Here is a 16,249-nt window from a genome sequence, read left to right on the forward strand (position 1 = left end):
ACAATAAATCACGGATATCGATCACACCGTCGGGCGCGCCGGGCGGATACAGGTCGCCATGCAACAGTTCTTGAGTCGTAGGCGCCACTCTTCCCAGGGCAATACGCTCGATCACCAGATAATCAGCAATATCGATCTTGCCATCCGGATTCCCGACTGGCGCAACATCACCATCCGGGCCCTGCAGCATAACCAGAGGCTCCTGAATGCCATCGGGATCGTCGCTGCAGTGGCCGTTGCCGCTGTTTGCGCACGGTGTGGGGTCAGCCTCGGCGAGCAGGCCCGCTTTGACCTGGTCAGGGGTGCTGCCCGGATGTTTTACGCGATACAGCGCCGCGGCGCCGGCAACATGCGGGCTCGACATGCTGGTACCGCTGAGTATGGCGGTTCCGCCGCCCATCCAGGTTGAAAGGATATTCACGCCCGGCGCCATGATCGTGACCCCGCTGCCGAAATTACTGAAGCAGGCAAAGCTGTCGTCCTGATTCTCCGTGCAGGTCGTGTACCCTTGACTGGCGTTGCTGAGCCCGCTGGGTTTGCCGTCGAAATCGGCAAGAGCCGATACTATAATCGCTGATGGATTGTTTGCCGGTGTGACATTCGCTACATCCAGCATGTCGTTGCCGGCCGAGACGGTATATACCACACCGGCCGCGACCGAGTTGCTGATAGCTGTGTTCATTGCCGTACTGGTGCACACGCAACCAAGACTCATGTTGGCGACATCGATCTCGCTGGCATGGGCGGTCACATAGTCGATGCCGGCAATGACCGAGCCGGTGGTGCCATTGCCCGTGTTGTCCAGGACTTTGACGGCCCAAAGTCGCGCGCCGGGCGCCACGCCGACCACACCGGTCCCGTTATCCAGGGCGGCGGCAATGCCGGCGACATGCGTGCCGTGCCCAAAACCGTCGTTGGCACCGCTGTCATTGTCCACACAGTGCTTGTTTACTGTTCCCACCGTGCAATTCGTATATCGATACAAATTCAGATCGGGATGAGTAAGGTCGATGCCGGTATCGAGAATGGCAATATCGGCATTGACGCGCTCATCGACGCCGTTGATTTTGGCTGTGAGGTCAATGTCGGCATTAATTCGGTCCACGCCGGTAGGAAGGGACTGTGCGTGCGCATGAAACATCTGGTTGGCTTCCACGTAGGCTACGCGTGGATCATGCTGCAATGCGGCCAGGCGTCCCGGGGGCACCACCACCGCGGCACCCTTGATGGCATAGCGGAAAGTGCGGGTGGCTCTCAGCCCGTGTGTCGCGACGAATTCGTTAGTGACGCTGTCCGGATCGACATCCGACCGATAAACGATGATATGGGTCGCGACTTCATCTTGCGGGGAAGGGGGGGCCGCCAAAGGCGGGGCACTCCAAACAAAACACGTTGTCAGTACGAGGTACCGGACAACCTGTTGGATATTGCTAAGATTCATAACCTCCAATGCCTCCCATGAACATCGTTCTTATTATTCTTGGACCACACTTTACCCCTGCGATTCTTCTTCAAAATCAGGAGAATCGGCCGAGACACTGTTGGGTTGATTCTCGAACATCATGTGCCGAGACGTCTTCCGGCCCAGGCCACTGCCGGTTTTCTTTGCCAGGAGCCGTGTCTCGATAGTTTCCCGGGCGATCCGACGCTGTAAATACTATACACAGACTCGATGTTCTTATCGATTGAGGCCCGCCCGGCAAGACTTTCACATAAATAACATACACTTGGTCACACGTGCGCTCGGCGGGAAGCGGATAAGGCTGGTCTAAGGCTTTTTCGAATGAGATCTTGATTGGCCTTGGCTTACCTGTCGCTACTGGATGGATAGCCGCATGGCCAGTGCGAGCGCGCGACGGCCATTCCCCAGATCCGGACCCAACAACTTCAGCAGTGGCTCCAGTTCGGTTGTGCGTTCACGTGGAACCGCCGTGCCATTGATCTGCAATTGTCCGTCCTTGAGTTGCCATTTCCCCTGACCGTCGAGCGCCAGCGGACCGCTGACGGTGGTTAGTTTCAGATTGGCAGCGTTACCGCCGCCGATGATTTCCAAGCGGTAATCGCCAAGCGGTTGAACACTGGAAAGACTGCTCCCGGCGTTTTGCCAGACAATTTCTCCGCTGCCCTCGATACCCTTTTGTCCGATCGAAAGCCTGGTTGTGTGTAACCGCACTTGTCCTTTGGGTGAAAGAAGGGAGGCGGGGGAGTATATCTGGCTGACGAACTGAGCTGGAAATGTGACATCGGTATCGATCCAATGCACTTGTCCAGAACCAAATTGGACTATCGTATCGATACTTGTCTCCTGCGTCTTCACCAGCCAGTGTATCTGGATGCGCCCTGTAAACAACCAGAGAGGATTGATATTCCACTCCGCGGCGCCTAGATCGTGTGGGGTGGTCTGCGGATAATAGATCACCAGCCGTCCCTTTCCGTGCCACAGGCTGCCCGAAAGAGGGTCGAGGCGAACTACCCCGTGGCTGTACTGATTCAACCCCCACGCAAACCACGCTGCCGGCATCTCGATAATGAGAAACAGCAGATAAAAGACGAGTCCAAACACGACATACAGCACTACCCGTTTCTTCACGCGCCGGCACCTCGCAGCACGAGGCGCGCATTAACTGTGCCGGCTGTCGCCTGCGGCTCGAAGGTGGCTTTTTCCACTCGCACCCCGCCTTGACTCTGAAGATTGCCGAGCCAGCTGATGAGGGCATTGAAATCCACGCCATCCAGGGTCAGGCGCGCGCCGTTGGATCCGTCCGGTTCCATGCGTGAGATACGGCTGCGAATGCCGCTGGTCGTCGCGGATTGTTCCAGCCGGGCAAGCAGATTACCGCCCGCCATCGGCGAGCGTCCGCTGGCGCGCAGCTGGTTGACCTCCATGGCCTGTACCTGCATCTGGGCCAACTGTGTTTTTTCCTGCGGTACCGCCGTGCGCAACCGGGATAGCTCTCGCTGCACCGGCAGCCACATCGAGAGATACAGAATCAGAAGAACGGCAGCGGCGCCACCGAAGTAGATAAGCTGCTCTTGCGGCGTAAGATTACGCAACCGCGTCAGCGATATTTTTTGCAGCAAGCCGCGGATCATGTTCCCGCCTTGCCGGTCTGGCCCAGGCGCAGCCGTCCTTCTATGCCGGCCGGTGTGCTGTTGGCGCCTATCACCTCGACCTGCATGCCGCGCGCGGTGAAGGCATTTTTAACCGTTTCCATGGTCTGGAAATCCGGCAGCGTGACATCCAGCGTCAAGCGGGACTCGCCGTACTGCATGCCGCGCAGTTTCAGTTGCGGGCTTGCCTGGATGACGGGCGCGATGTTTCCAAGCAGCGGCAACAAATCGGTGCCGGATGATTTTCCGCCTTTGTCCTGCATGTCGCCGATGAGCCGTTGCATTTGCAGTGCCGGATCGACCACAACCTGCGCGTCGGGAAAAGAACGTTTGAACAGGCTAGTCATCTCCTGCCGCAGATTTTCATGAGTCTTTTTCAGTTGCCACCATTCCCAGAGATTGAATCCCAGGTTGCCGACCAGCCACACCGCCAGCATGATCGCCGCGGGTCGCAAGGCAGGTGTCATGGCCTGTATTTGACTCGATGGCGCGTAAGTCCCCTGTAATAGATTCAAGGCCGGCGTGGATTCCTGATGATTCGTCCAGAAATCCTGTTTCTGCGTTTGTACCGCTAAATCCAGCTGTGTCGCCCACGCGTTCGAATCGAAACCGGATGGCGGTTGCATGACGGTCAGGCCTTGCGGCGCCACCTGCTTTTCGCGTGCTTCACGCACCGCCGTTTCCAGCATGGATGGCGGCGTGCGCACGCTGGACGCGCATACGAAACCGGAGGCTATTCCGGTGCGTACCCAGATTTCGTCCTTGTGAAATGCCGCTGACCAGGAGCCGTCGATGAGCGGAAGCGCCAACTCCGCCGGGCACAGGCTGACGGGGCGCAACCCGGCGTCGGACAGGTGTGAAATCCAGGCCTGCAGGCGCGTGCGTGCCGTGATCGCCACGGCGAGACTGGCGTCATCAAGAACGCGATAGGCAAAATGCAGCTGATCCGGCTCGCCGATCAACTGGTCTTCGAGCGCGTACGGCAGGGCCTGCTGGATTTTGGCGCGTGAACGCGTGGGCAAGGTGACGCGCGTCAGCAGCGTTTCCGAGGGCGGTGTCCAGGCGTGCACCCGTGTCATGGAGCCGACGCCGGGAATCTGATTCAGCTCCGTGACTTGGCCGTGGGGAGCTACACCCGCGCCACCGCGCAATCGCCAGTGGATGTTGCCATGGCTTTCCGGCCAACCGCGTGGCAGAAGCAGCTCCAGGGTATTTCCCTGGCGTAACCCGGCCGGCCGCAGTCCTTGCAGCATTTGCCCAAACGGGCGCACGCGGTTCGCTATTGAGGTCCGTTGCTTTGGCATCTGTTTCTTAGCCTAAAAGGGCATCGCGCATCATTATATCTTTTCGCCCGACGTCGGAGGGGAGTTTCCGGTGGAAGTAGTGGTGGGGACGGTGGTGCTTGTCGGCAGGCGCTGGCTGTGTCCGAGCACCCGAGTTCCGCCTTTTCCGCCTGGACGAACAATCAGAGACTGGGTGGTCCGCCGGTAGCGGCCAAACAGGGTATCCACGGTAACCTCGAAATAGCTGCTTTTGACGCCAAAGAAAGCCTGCGGGAGTTGTTTTCCGGCCGCCAACTCCTGAAGCTTTTGTGTTAATGAACCCGGGTCCTTATAGGGGACCTTCGACATGAGTTGTTCGATATCCGAAGCGGTGAGAGTATAAAACAGCGCGCCCAAGACTTCCTTCTTTGCGGTGTTCACGTTGATTTCCGTGGGCTGGGGCAAGACGGTGATCAACGGACGCAGTTTTTCAACAATGTCGCGAGTAAAACCGCGTACCAGACGCAACTCATCGACACTCTGCATTGGCTGATTGGCGGCGCGGTAAGGTATTTTCAATTGAAGATAGTCAATATCCTCCGCGCCGTAGGCTGACGCGTTGCTGTCGGCATCGATCCAATCGATAACCGCGTCGGTCAGGTTTGGATCCAGCGACAGAGATTGGAGCAGGTGCTGGAAGGTGCCGATATCGGGGGGGCTGGGAGTATTATTGCGCACAAGATTATTTAGATTGAAGCGCGCCTGGGCGTCAGAAATACTGCCCATGACCTGACCGCCTTCGACCGCGAGCGGCGGCATCGGTTTGGCCCAGTTTTCCGTCAAATCATCGATGCTGCTGTTATTGATGTCTTTGTCCAGAATCGTGATGGCCCATTCCTCGGCGCCGGCACGCACGACTTCGGCTTGCGCGCGATCGGATATATTCTGCGCCTGCCGCAACCAGATCTGTTGATCCAGGCTCAGGTACGCCGCCGCGGTAGCGGCGATCGCCACGACCAGCATGGCCGTGATCAGTGCGAGCCCCCGCTGATGCGAAAAATTAATGTATTGTTGAACGTCAGCCATTAACCAGAAACAAGCGAATAAATTCGCCATGTCCTTTCAGCGTCAACTTTACCTCCACCCCACGGGGAAGGATTTGACTGATCCCTGCAGCAGGCCATTCATCGAGCCAGACGCCGGCCGGCGCAAAAAAACGAACGCGAAAATCATCCACATTATCGAGCAGCGGAGATTCAAGCGGTGTGGTTTGCGGCCCCTGATCCAGTACGGGCCATACGATCCGTTTCAAGGTGCCATCGACCAGGCGATAAGCCACGCGTTGCAGGTCGCTCCGGGGACCGCTGTCGTATGTCACGACACCGCCGCGGGTGAACTCCAGGCTGGGCAAGCCGGTCGAGCGCGTGTCGGTTGGCTGACCCCGAAAGGCGGGTTGCGGAAAACCGATTGCATCGCGAACGGTGCGCTCCCGCGCCTGCGACAGGTCTTCCTCCATGCGGGTAAAAGTCAGCGACAGCGCGCGCCAGAACTCATGTTCTGATTCCAGGCGTTCGCGGTCACTCATGAACCGGGTGAGGCTGCCGTAGGCAATTGCGGAGACGAGCGCAAAAATGCCTAGCGCTACCATCAATTCGAGAAGTGTGAAACCACCAGGACGTTTCATGGGCGGAATGATTGATTCGCCAGGGTTATTGAGTATTGAGTAAGTAACCGACCAGCGTGGCCGAAGAATTCTTGCTGTCAGTTGTTCGCCGAATGGTGATCTCAATCCGCCGCATTTTTGGCTCTTGCGTAGCGGCGACCTGTTCGCGCCAAAACCATTTTTGACCGCCCATTTCCACATCACCGTTGGTTGTGTCCACGCCCGGCCAGTCTTGGCGCATCATGTGTTCGGCGAGGCGGTTTTGCGCCACCCAGAGCGCCACATCGTGTTCACGCAGTGCAGCCGTGGTATCAATGGCCTGTGCCATCGTGCGCATGATGGCGGCGAGCGCGATGGCCAGCACCGCCAGTGCCACCAACACCTCCACCAGGGTGAATCCGCGGTGCCAACTGCGCATCAGGCCTTCCCCGGCAGTAGAGGGGCTACCTGGGCCGTGATTTTACCCGTGGGCAGTCCCTGAACCTGCCAGCGGATTTCGCCGCGCTCGAACGTGATGGTAAAAGGGGGCAGTTCGCCCGTCGGCAGCAGAAGCAGACGCGGTGTCCCGGTTTCCGGTGCCCCTTCGATATCCACAGAGGATATCTCGATGCCCTGGGGTAGGGGGCGCGGACGAAGCACATCATCCTGGGGTAGCGGCTGGAATTCGTTTTTGTCATCCAAAACCTGAAAGCTGTAGCCTTGAGCTTCGAACGCCACGGCCAGCATTTTGCCCTGAAGAATGGCTTCCTCCTGTGCGGTCCGTAGCAGCAGCACCAGCCGTTTCGCCTCGTCACGCACGGCGGATTCCCGGTCTGGTTCCAGATTCACGCTGACGATGCCGAGAACGATCACGATCACGAGCATCACCACCGCAATTTCGATCAGCGTGAAACCGCGGTTGTGACCCATGTCGTTCATGGACACGTGTCAGTTGTCGAGATTCCAGGATCCGATATCGGCATTGACGCCTTCGCCTCCCGGCTGTCCATCGGCACCCAGAGAGAATATATCGATTTCACCCTGCAAACCGGGATTGAGATACTGATACTCGTTCTTCCATGGGTCTTTGGGGAGACGGTCGAGATAGCCGCTGCTTTTCCAGTTGCGCGGGATCTCGCCAGTCTCAGGCTTCTTCGCCAGCGCCTGGAGGCCCTGTTCGGTGGAAGGATAGACGCCGTTGTCCAGCCGATAGAGTTTGAGTGCACTGGTGATGGCGCGAATATCGCTTTTGGCGGCGACCACGCGGGCTTCATCCGGACGGTCCATGATCTTCGGCACGATCAGCGCCGCCAGAATGCTCAATATCACCACCACCACGAGAACCTCGATGAGGGTAAAGCCCGTCGATTTACGGCCAAAACGTGTTACATATTTCATAGACAACCTCATTTGATAAGCTGATTCATTTCAAAGATAGGAAGCAGAATGGCGACCACGATGAACAACACGATCGCGCCCATCACCAGGATGAGCAGGGGTTCGAGCAGCGCGGTGAGCGCGCGCACCCAGTTCTCGAGCTCGCGTGTCTGCGCCTCGGCGGCACGCTGCAACATCTGGTCGAGCTTGCCGGTGGCCTCGCCGCTGGCGATCAGGTGGATGACCATCGGCGGAAAAAGTTTGGTTTTGCCGAGCGCGCGCGACAGGCTGCCGCCTTCGCGCACCTGACGCAGCGCATCCTCCACGGCGGCGCGCATCGGCAGGTTGGTCACCACCTGCACGGCGGACTGCATCGCGCTGAGCAGCGGGATGCCGCTGGCGGTGAGAATACCCAGCGTGCTGGACAGCCGTGCCGCGTTGGTGCCGCGCAGCAGGCGTCCGACCAGCGGGAGCCGCAGTAACAGGTGGTGCCAGCGCAGCCGCAGATGTGGTTCGCGCAGCGCGGCACGGAAGGCGACGATGGCGGCCACGACCACAACCAGCCACCACCATCCGCCACCGCGCGCGAAATCGCTGACCGCTATCAATATGCGCGTGACCAGTGGCAGAGTCTGACCGGTATTTTCAAAAACGCGTGTTACTTGCGGCACGACATACACCAGCAGGCCGACAACGACCGCCGTTGCCACCAATGTAACCAGCGCCGGATAGATGAACGCCAGCTGCACTTTCTGTTGCAGCGACTGGCGGCTTTCAGTGTAATCCGCAAGCCGTTCGAGAACCTCATCGAGCTTCCCGGACTGTTCGCCGGCGTCCACCATGCTGCGGAAAATTTCCGGAAAAGATTCGGGAAACTGCGCCAGACCGCGCGAAAGCGACTGGCCCTCCAGGACACGGGTACGCACGCCGGCCAGTACCGACCGTGAACGCGCCGATTCCGTTTGCTCGATGAGCGCGTTGAGGCATTCCTCGATGGTCAGGCCCGCGTGAATGAGGGTGGCAAACTGGCGGGTCAGCAACGCGAGTTCGGAACCGGGTATGCCGCGGCGGAAGGAGAACGACCACTTGCTGCGCCCGGCTTCGGCGCGCTGATCGATGACATCCACGCGCAACGGTGTCAGGCCTTTCTCGCGCAGCAGGGCGCGCACCTGGCGCTCGGCGTCGCCTTCCATCACACCTTTGACAGCGTGTCCCTGCGGATTCAGTGCCTGATATTCAAAAGCCGCCATAACTACTCGCGCGTTACGCGCAACACTTCTTCGAGACTGGTGGCGCCGGCACGCACCCAGCGCAGGCCGTCGTCACGCATGTTGCGCATGCCGCGGGTACGGGCGTATTCGCGCAGTTTCCCTTCCGAGGCACCGTCATGAATCAAAGTGCGCAGGTTGTCGTCAACTGTCAGCAGCTCGTAGATGCCAGTGCGGCCCTGGTAACCGGTATTGGAGCATGCATTGCAACCGACGGGTGTGTAAATGGGAAGCGATTTGGGTTCGTTCCCGTTGGCGGTGAGCAGGCGCAACTCCGCAGCATCGGGTGCGCGCATCTGGCGGCACAGCGGGCAAAGCTTGCGCACCAGACGCTGGGCAAGCACCCCGAGCAGGCTGGAGGCCACCAGAAACGGCTCCACGCCCATGTCCACGAGACGCGTCACGGCACCAACGGCGTCATTGGTGTGCAGCGTGGCGAGCACCAGGTGCCCGGTGAGGCTGGCCTGCACGGCGATTTGCGCGGTTTCAAGATCGCGAATTTCGCCGATCATGATGATATCCGGGTCCTGGCGCAGGATGGAGCGCAAGGCGCGCGCGAATGTCAGTTCGATTTTCGCGTTGACCTGCATCTGGCCGACACCGTCGAGATCGTACTCGATGGGGTCCTCGACCGTCATGATGTTGTGTCGCGTGCTGTCGAGTTTTCCAAGCGCAGCGTAGAGCGTTGTGGTTTTGCCCGAGCCCGTCGGGCCGGTGACGAGAATGATGCCATGCGGCTGGTTGATGAGGTCCACCAGGGTCTTCAGCGTGTCATCCGCCATGCCGAGGCCCGTCAGATCGAGCCGCCCGGCCTGCTTGTCCAGCAGACGCAGAACCACGCGTTCGCCGTGGCCGGTGGGTACCGTGGAGACACGTACGTCCACCGGACGTCCCGCGAGGCGCAGCGTGATGCGACCGTCCTGCGGCATGCGCTTTTCGGCGATATCGAGACTGGCCATGATCTTGACGCGCGAAACGATCACGCCGTGCAGCGCGCGTTGCGGTTCGATGATGTCACGCAGCACGCCGTCGATGCGATAACGCACCACCGTGCGGGTTTCGAATGTCTCGATGTGTATATCGGATGCGCCTTCACGCACCGCCTGGGTGAGCAGGGCGTTGATCAACCTGACGATCGGAGCGTCGTCCTCGCTCTCCATCAAGTCCGTGGCCTGGGGGAGGTTATGCGTCAGTTCCGCGAGATCCAGGTCATCGCCGATGTCATCCACGATATCCATGGCCTGTGACATGCCGCGCTCGTAGGCGCGGTGGAGAGCGGAATCGAACATCGCCTGGGTCATTTCGCGCACGTGGATGGGCTGTCCGAGCGCCCGGTAAAGCTCCGACAGGGTAGCGCTCGACACGCCCGGCTTGGCCCAGATTTCCAGCTGTCCGTCGCGCAGGCAGGCGCTGATGACGCCGTGACGGCGCGCGAAATGATACGGCAGACGCTGGGTCCAGGCGGGATCCAGAGTTTGAAGGTCGGGCGCGTTGTCCATGGCGGCGGCCGGTGCTGGGGAAATCAGGGTGAAGCGTTATCAGATGACGGCTTCGCTTCCTTCACGTTGGGCGGGCCGAATATCTTGTCCAGGGGGATTTCATCGGAAACGCGCTCGTCTTTTTTCCCCTGAGACGGGCCAGGCGGTAACGGCTCCATCGGTTTGAAGTCGTCGAGAAGGGGCGCCGGTTCCTTGCTGATTTTCTTTTGCTCCGCCTGAATGTGCGCATAGCGGCTAGCGCTGAAACCATAACTGTCATTGGGATTGAGAACGATCATCGGACGCAGGAATACCATCAGGTTGGTCTTGGTCTTTTTTTCTTCGTGATACTTGAAAAACCAACCAAGCACGGGGATACGGCTGAGGTAGGGAACACCCTGGGTGATCTCCGTAACACTGTCTTCGATCAATCCGCCCAGGACGATGGTATTGCCGTCATCCACTACGACGGTGGTGTCGAGGGAACGCTTGTTCGTGATCAGGTCCGAAGCTTGTACACCAGTCGCTGGGGCAATGGACGAGCTTTCCTGGGAAATCAAGAGTTTTACGGTGCCACCCTCAGATATCTGCGGCTTGATCTTCAGGGTGAGACCGACGTCCTTGCGTTCAATGGTCTGAAACGGATTGACCGCGCCCGTGGCACCGCTGATGCCGGTTTGAGAGAAGCTGCCCGTCACGAACGGAACGTTCTGGCCTACCACGATTTTTGCTTCAGCATTATCCAGCGTGAGCAGATTGGGCGTGGACAGGATGTTGCCGATGCTTTTTTCCTCGAGTGCGCGAGCCAACGCCCCCAGACTGCGCACCTCGGTCCCGTCTGCTAACGTGATTTTGCTGCCGAGATACGCGAGCGTCAAACCGCCTCCTGAGCCCAGTGAGGCTCCTCCACTTGTGATCGCATCCCCCAAGGTGGTGCGCGCGGCCGGAAAATTGGTCAAGCCGCCTACGGCGCCATTACCGACTTTACCGGCCGCCGCAAATTGGACGCCGAACTGAGAAGCCTTTTCGGTAGTGACTTCAGCGATGAGGACTTCGACATAAACCTGCGCACGGCGAACGTCGAGTTTTTCGATCACGGCGCGCAGGTTGTTAAATACCGCGTCGGAGGCGCTGATGATGAGCGAATTTGTTGCCTCGTCCGCCTGGATCTGGGATGTCTCCGCCGCAGACTTGCCGCCCACGGGCGCCCGGCCCGGTACCGCCGCGGCTGAGGCGGTCTGGGCGCGCGCTTCACCCGACAACAGGCCGCGAAGAACCTCAGCCAGTTTCGTGGCCTCTGCATTGCGCAGGTAAATCACGCGCGTGTTGCCGCCGACCTTGGCCGGTACGTCCAGTTTTTCAATCAGCGCGCGCAGGTCGTTGATGGTGCCCTGATTCTCGGCGCGAACCAGCAGGCTGTTGGTGCGCAGGTCCGGCATGATGGTGACGCGATCGGCTTCGCCCACGCCTCCCACCACCGGCGCGACCGGTGTCGCTGACTGCGTTACATTGGGATACAGCCGCACGATGATTTCCGCGATATCCAGGGCCGAGGCGTTTTTCAGCGGGATGATGGCGAGTTCCGAGCCGCCGCGTTGATCGAGTATTTCGACGATATGCAGCAGGTTGCCGATGTTATCCGCGTAGTCGGTGATGATGAGCGTGTTCGCCGGCGGGTAAACGGAAAGCTGGCTGGTGGGCGCCATCAGTGGCCGCAGCAGCGGGACAATTTGCGCCGCGGAACCATGCTGTACCGTGACCACGTGTGTAATGGTTTGCTCGCCCGGGCGCGGTGTCGCCCCCGTGGTAACCTTGGCGCCCTGCTTGGCATCCCCCAGCGGAACCAGCTTGATGAACCCGCTCGCGCTGTCAATCGCGGTGTATCCCTGCGCCTTTAGCGAGGCGAGGAATATCTGATAAATGGCGTTTTTGGAGACGGGCTGGGTGGAGATGATCGTGAGCTTGCCTTTGACGCGCGGGTCGAGCAGAAAATTCTTTCCCGTGATCTGCGATACGGTTTTCACCACCGCCTGGATGTCCGCCTCCTGAAAGTTGAACATCATCTCGCCCGGCCTTAGCGTCGTGCCGGCCGCGGGCGCGGGGCGAGCGGGAGCAGGCGCGGTGGGTAACGATGGCGGCACAGAAGGTACAGGCCTTGCTCTCTGATTGTTACCGGGAGGCATGAGTGGCGATTCGGGCGCGCCGCCGGGCGGGACTGGCGGTTGCTCCGCGTCGGGTTGCGGCGCTTTCGGCTCATCGTTCTCCGAGGGTGCCTGTGCGACCCGGACCGGCTTAAGTTCCGCCGCCTGTAGAGGCGGAAAGACAAACAGGGCACCCAACATCAGCGTGCCGAGAGTTGTCGCGATGAAATGTCGGGTATCTGTCATTCTCAAGTGATCCAATTTCGCATCGTAGTGAATATTTCTGGATCAGTCTTGCGCAAACTGATAATTGAGCTGCTCGGGTTTGCCGCCACGCACGATTTCCATTTGTACTGAGCCTACATTCTGGATCTGCTGATAAAGCCGGATAGCGTCTTCGGCGGTATTGACCGGCGTTCCGTTTACGCTCTTGATCACATCACCCGCGCGCAGCCCCAGTTTTTCATACAGGCTCCCCGCCTGTATTTGCTGCATCTGAAACCCGCCGCCTTTGGACGGTACCATGGTTGCCTGACGTAAGAAGTCCGGTGTGCGCATCTGCGCCGCGAGCTGTTCGCGCTCCACTGTATAACGGTTCACCCCGGTTTCCTGAACAATATTGCCGGACGCGGCCGAAGGACGGTATGCTGCTGATTGATCCATGGGTGTTTTCTCCGCGCCTTCCAGCATCAGACTTTCCAAAACCCCGTTACGCTGGATCACGACCCGGTCCGGATACACCGCTTGTAATACTGCATCGCCGGTGACGGTCTGACCGACGCCGAAAGGTTCCTGCGGCTGTCCATTGACGGAGATCAGCGCATAACCACCACTGACCGACGCAATTACCCCGGTCAGCACCAGGTTCAGGCTGCTGATCGGCAGATTGTCGAGACGACCACCGGTCAGCTCCTGACTGACTTGGCCGAAGAGGTGTGCGGCCAGCAGAGGTTGCAATGAAAAAGTATTCTGCTGGAGAGAGGGTGGCGGCGCCTGTATCAGCGGCGTTAACGGTGGTTTGACCACCAGCCAGGTCCATTGGGCGAGGCTTGCCGTTAGCAACAGCAGGATTCCACCGTTGAGAACTCCCGGCAACCATTGTCTGACGCGGGGATTGGCAATGACCTCGACGATACTCATTTTATTAGTTTCAGTTGCTTGCGCTGGGCTGTGGATGTTTCTGGTTAACATTATAACTGGGCAGCCGGAAAAACCTAGCTATTGATCCGGCAATTGTCCTGTTGAAAGAAGAAACTTGCAGAAAAATCGATCCTGTGCCTTCGTTACCCTGTCAATGTCCCGGATCAATAACGAAAATCTTATAAATGGATTATTGAGGCGATAATGGGGCCTATCCGAAGGTCGAAGCATGGGTTTCAGGGCAGTGACTTTTCAACCCGATCCATTTCGCCTCAATAATCCGGGTATAATGCGCGGCACGCCGCCCAGGATATCCAGCTTCCCTGACCCATGGAATTACGGTCAAATACCGGCGTGAGCCGGCCTTTCGTTCATCTCAGAGTCCATACCGAGTTCTCCCTGGCGGATGGCATCGTCCGCGCGGATGATCTGGTCAAAACCGCCGCCCGTCTTGAGATGCCGGCCGTGGCCGTCACTGACCTCGCCAATCTCTTTGGCGCGGTCAAGTTTTACCAGGCCGCTTGCACGGCCGGGATCAAGCCCATCATCGGGGCGGATGTCTGGCTGGAAAATCCGGCCGACCCGCACAAGCCCCACCCGCTGACGTTGCTCTGCCAGAACATCGAGGGTTATCGCCGGCTCAGCCGGCTGCTCACGCGCGCCTACGTGGAAGGGCAACATTCCGGCCGGCCCTGCCTCAGCAAGTCCTGGTTCGATGCGCCGTTGTCAGGCCTGATCGCGTTGTCGGGTGCGCACGAGGGCGAAATCGGCCAGGCATTGCTGTCCGGCAATCCGGTGCAGGCGGACGAGCTGGCCCGCGCCTATCAGAACTGGTTCCCGGGGTGTTTTTATCTCGAGCTGCAGCGTACCGGCCAGCCATTTCAGGAAGATTACAATCACGCCGCCGTCGATCTGGCGCGCCGGATGTCGCTGCCGGTCGTGGCGACGAATCACGTGGTGTACCTGCAGCCAGCGGATTTCGATGCGCACGAGGTCAGAGTATGCATCCAGGACAGCCGTGTGCTCACCGACAGCCGTCGTCCGCGCCGCTATACCACGCAGCAATATTTCCGCAGCAGCCAGGAGATGGCCGAACTGTTCCAGGACATTCCCGAGGCCATCGACAACACCGTCGAAATCGCGCGCCGTTGCAACCTGCGTCTCGAATTCGGACGCTATTACCTTCCCGCCTATCCCGTGCCGGAGGGCATGACCATCGATGCGCTGCTGCGCCAGGAGACGCAGCAGGGGCTGGAATCGCGTTTGAAGCTCATGCCGGAGGAGGCGCGCGAAGCCGCGCGCAAGACCTACAACGAACGTCTGGAGCTGGAGCTTTCCACCATCAACAAGATGGGATTTCCCGGCTACTTCCTGATCGTGGCGGATTTCATTCAATGGGCCAAGAAAAACGGCATCCCGGTCGGACCCGGCCGCGGCAGCGGCGCCGGTTCGCTCGTGGCCTATTGCCTCGGCATTACCGAGCTCGATCCGATCAAGTACGAGCTGCTGTTCGAGCGCTTCCTCAATCCCGAACGTGTCTCGCTGCCGGACTTCGACGTGGACTTCTGCATGGAGCGGCGCGATGAAGTGATCGAATACGTGACCCAGCGCTACGGCCATGACCGGGTGGCGCAGATCATCACCCACGGCACCATGGCGGCCAAGGCCGTGGTGCGCGACGTGGGCCGCGTCATGGATCATCCCTACGGCTACGTGGACAAGATCGCCAAGCTCATTCCGTTCGAAATCGGCATGACCTTGGAGCGCGCGCTCGAGATCGAGCCGCAACTGGCGGAACGCTACAAGAAAGAAGACGACGTGCGCGATCTGATCGACACGGCGCGCGCGCTCGAAGGCCTCGCGCGCAGCGCCGGCAAGCACGCGGGCGGCGTGGTGATCGCGCCCGGGCCGCTCACCGACTTCATGCCGCTTTACTGCGAACAGGGCGGCAAGCAGACGGTGACGGGGCTCGACATGGAGGACGTCGAAAAACTCGGCCTGGTCAAGTTCGATTTTCTGGGTCTGCGCACGCTCACGATCATCGACAAGGCGGTCAAGACCATCAACGTCGAACGCGAAAAGAAAGGCGAACCGGCGCTCGTCATCGAACAACTGCCGATCGACGACCCGGCGACGTTCGCGCTGATCAAATCCGCACGCACCACCGCCATGTTCCAGCTGGAATCGCGCGGCATGAAGGATCTCATTCAGCGTCTGCAGCCGGATAACTTCGAGGAAATCGTAGCGCTGGTGGCGCTGTTCCGTCCCGGGCCGTTGCAATCCGGGATGGTGGACGATTTCATCAACCGCAAGCACGGCCGGGCGCGCATCAAGTATCCGCATCCGAGCCTCGAGCCGATTCTCAAACCCACCTACGGCGTGATCCTGTACCAGGAACAGGTGATGCAGATCGCGCAAGTACTGTCGGGTTACACGCTCGGCGGCGCCGACTTGCTGCGTCGTGCCATGGGCAAGAAGAAGCCGGAAGAAATGGCGCAGCAGCGCAGCGTGTTCGTCACGGGCGCCGAGGAACGCGGTGTGAATTCAAAACTGGCCGCCGACATTTTCGACCTGATCGAAAAATTCGCCGGCTACGGCTTCAATCGTTCGCACTCGGCGGCGTACGCGCTGATCGCCTACCAGACCGCCTGGCTCAAGGCGCATTATCCGGCGGCGTTCATGGCCGCGGTGCTGTCGTCCGACATGGACAAGACCGACAAGGTCGTGACCATGATGGCCGAATGCCGCGACATGAAACTGAACATCCTGCCGCCCGATATCAACCGCTGCGAATATCATTTCGTGCCGGTGGACGATGGCACGATTTTCT

At 59.4% G+C, this 16,249-nt stretch carries 14 protein-coding genes; 1 reads left to right on the top strand and 13 read right to left on the bottom strand.

Going from position 1 to position 16,249, the window contains the following annotated elements; genetic code table 11:
* The 13 genes from WB402_RS10665 to gspC form a co-directional block, all read right to left on the bottom strand.
* Nucleotides 1-1,366 (bottom strand): S8 family serine peptidase (locus WB402_RS10665; protein WP_424207681.1); only part of this gene is annotated, 1,366 nt, incomplete at its 3' end.
* Nucleotides 1,367-1,816: 450 nt separating this feature from the next.
* Entirely contained in the window at nt 1,817-2,590 is a 774-nt protein-coding gene (locus tag WB402_RS10670; protein ID WP_424207683.1) for a type II secretion system protein N, read from the bottom strand.
* Nucleotides 2,587-3,093 carry a type II secretion system protein GspM gene (gspM, locus tag WB402_RS10675; protein ID WP_424207685.1) on the bottom strand — a complete coding sequence of 169 codons (507 nt, stop codon included), beginning with the start codon at nt 3,091-3,093 and terminating at the stop codon, nt 2,587-2,589. Before gspM ends, WB402_RS10670 begins: the two co-directional genes overlap by 4 nt.
* Nucleotides 3,090-4,364, bottom strand: a complete 1,275-nt coding sequence (gspL, locus tag WB402_RS10680; RefSeq protein WP_424207687.1) for a type II secretion system protein GspL — start codon at nt 4,362-4,364, stop codon at nt 3,090-3,092. Before gspL ends, gspM begins: the two co-directional genes overlap by 4 nt.
* An 84-nt stretch (nt 4,365-4,448) precedes the next feature.
* On the bottom strand, nt 4,449-5,489 hold the full coding sequence (gene gspK, locus WB402_RS10685) for a type II secretion system minor pseudopilin GspK (RefSeq protein WP_424207689.1): 1,041 nt from the start codon (nt 5,487-5,489) through the stop codon (nt 4,449-4,451).
* A complete protein-coding gene (gspJ, locus tag WB402_RS10690; RefSeq protein ID WP_424207691.1) occupies nt 5,452-6,057 on the bottom strand; it encodes a type II secretion system minor pseudopilin GspJ in 606 nt (201 codons plus the stop codon). Before gspJ ends, gspK begins: the two co-directional genes overlap by 38 nt.
* A 25-nt stretch (nt 6,058-6,082) precedes the next feature.
* The gene (gene gspI, locus WB402_RS10695) at nt 6,083-6,454 is read right to left on the bottom strand and encodes a type II secretion system minor pseudopilin GspI (protein ID WP_424207693.1); all 372 of its coding nucleotides are present in this window, start codon (nt 6,452-6,454) and stop codon (nt 6,083-6,085) included.
* Nucleotides 6,454-6,954 carry a type II secretion system minor pseudopilin GspH gene (gene gspH / locus WB402_RS10700; protein ID WP_424207695.1) on the bottom strand — a complete coding sequence of 167 codons (501 nt, stop codon included), beginning with the start codon at nt 6,952-6,954 and terminating at the stop codon, nt 6,454-6,456. The genes gspI and gspH overlap by 1 nt, the downstream gene beginning before the upstream one ends.
* 9 nt (nt 6,955-6,963) lie before the next feature.
* Nucleotides 6,964-7,413: a type II secretion system major pseudopilin GspG gene (gene gspG / locus WB402_RS10705; RefSeq protein ID WP_424207697.1), complete on the bottom strand. Its 450-nt coding sequence runs from the start codon at nt 7,411-7,413 to the stop codon at nt 6,964-6,966.
* 8 nt (nt 7,414-7,421) lie between these two features.
* Nucleotides 7,422-8,642 carry a type II secretion system inner membrane protein GspF gene (gspF, locus tag WB402_RS10710; RefSeq protein ID WP_424207698.1) on the bottom strand — a complete coding sequence of 407 codons (1,221 nt, stop codon included), beginning with the start codon at nt 8,640-8,642 and terminating at the stop codon, nt 7,422-7,424.
* A 2-nt stretch (nt 8,643-8,644) separates the two neighbouring features.
* A complete protein-coding gene (gene gspE / locus WB402_RS10715) occupies nt 8,645-10,159 on the bottom strand; it encodes a type II secretion system ATPase GspE (protein WP_424207700.1) in 1,515 nt (504 codons plus the stop codon).
* Nucleotides 10,160-10,182: 23 nt separating this feature from the next.
* On the bottom strand, nt 10,183-12,525 hold the full coding sequence (gene gspD / locus WB402_RS10720) for a type II secretion system secretin GspD (RefSeq protein ID WP_424207702.1): 2,343 nt from the start codon (nt 12,523-12,525) through the stop codon (nt 10,183-10,185).
* A gap of 42 nt (nt 12,526-12,567) precedes the next feature.
* Nucleotides 12,568-13,419: a type II secretion system protein GspC gene (gene gspC / locus WB402_RS10725; protein ID WP_424207704.1), complete on the bottom strand. Its 852-nt coding sequence runs from the start codon at nt 13,417-13,419 to the stop codon at nt 12,568-12,570.
* Nucleotides 13,420-13,773: 354 nt separating this feature from the next.
* On the opposite strand from gspC, the gene dnaE reads away from it, so the two are divergent.
* Nucleotides 13,774-16,249, top strand: a 2,476-nt coding sequence (gene dnaE / locus WB402_RS10730; protein ID WP_424207706.1) for a DNA polymerase III subunit alpha, incomplete at its 3' end; no start/stop codon positions are given.

Source organism: Sulfuricaulis sp., assembly GCF_049587675.1.
Lineage (GTDB): Bacteria > Pseudomonadota > Gammaproteobacteria > Acidiferrobacterales > Sulfurifustaceae > Sulfuricaulis.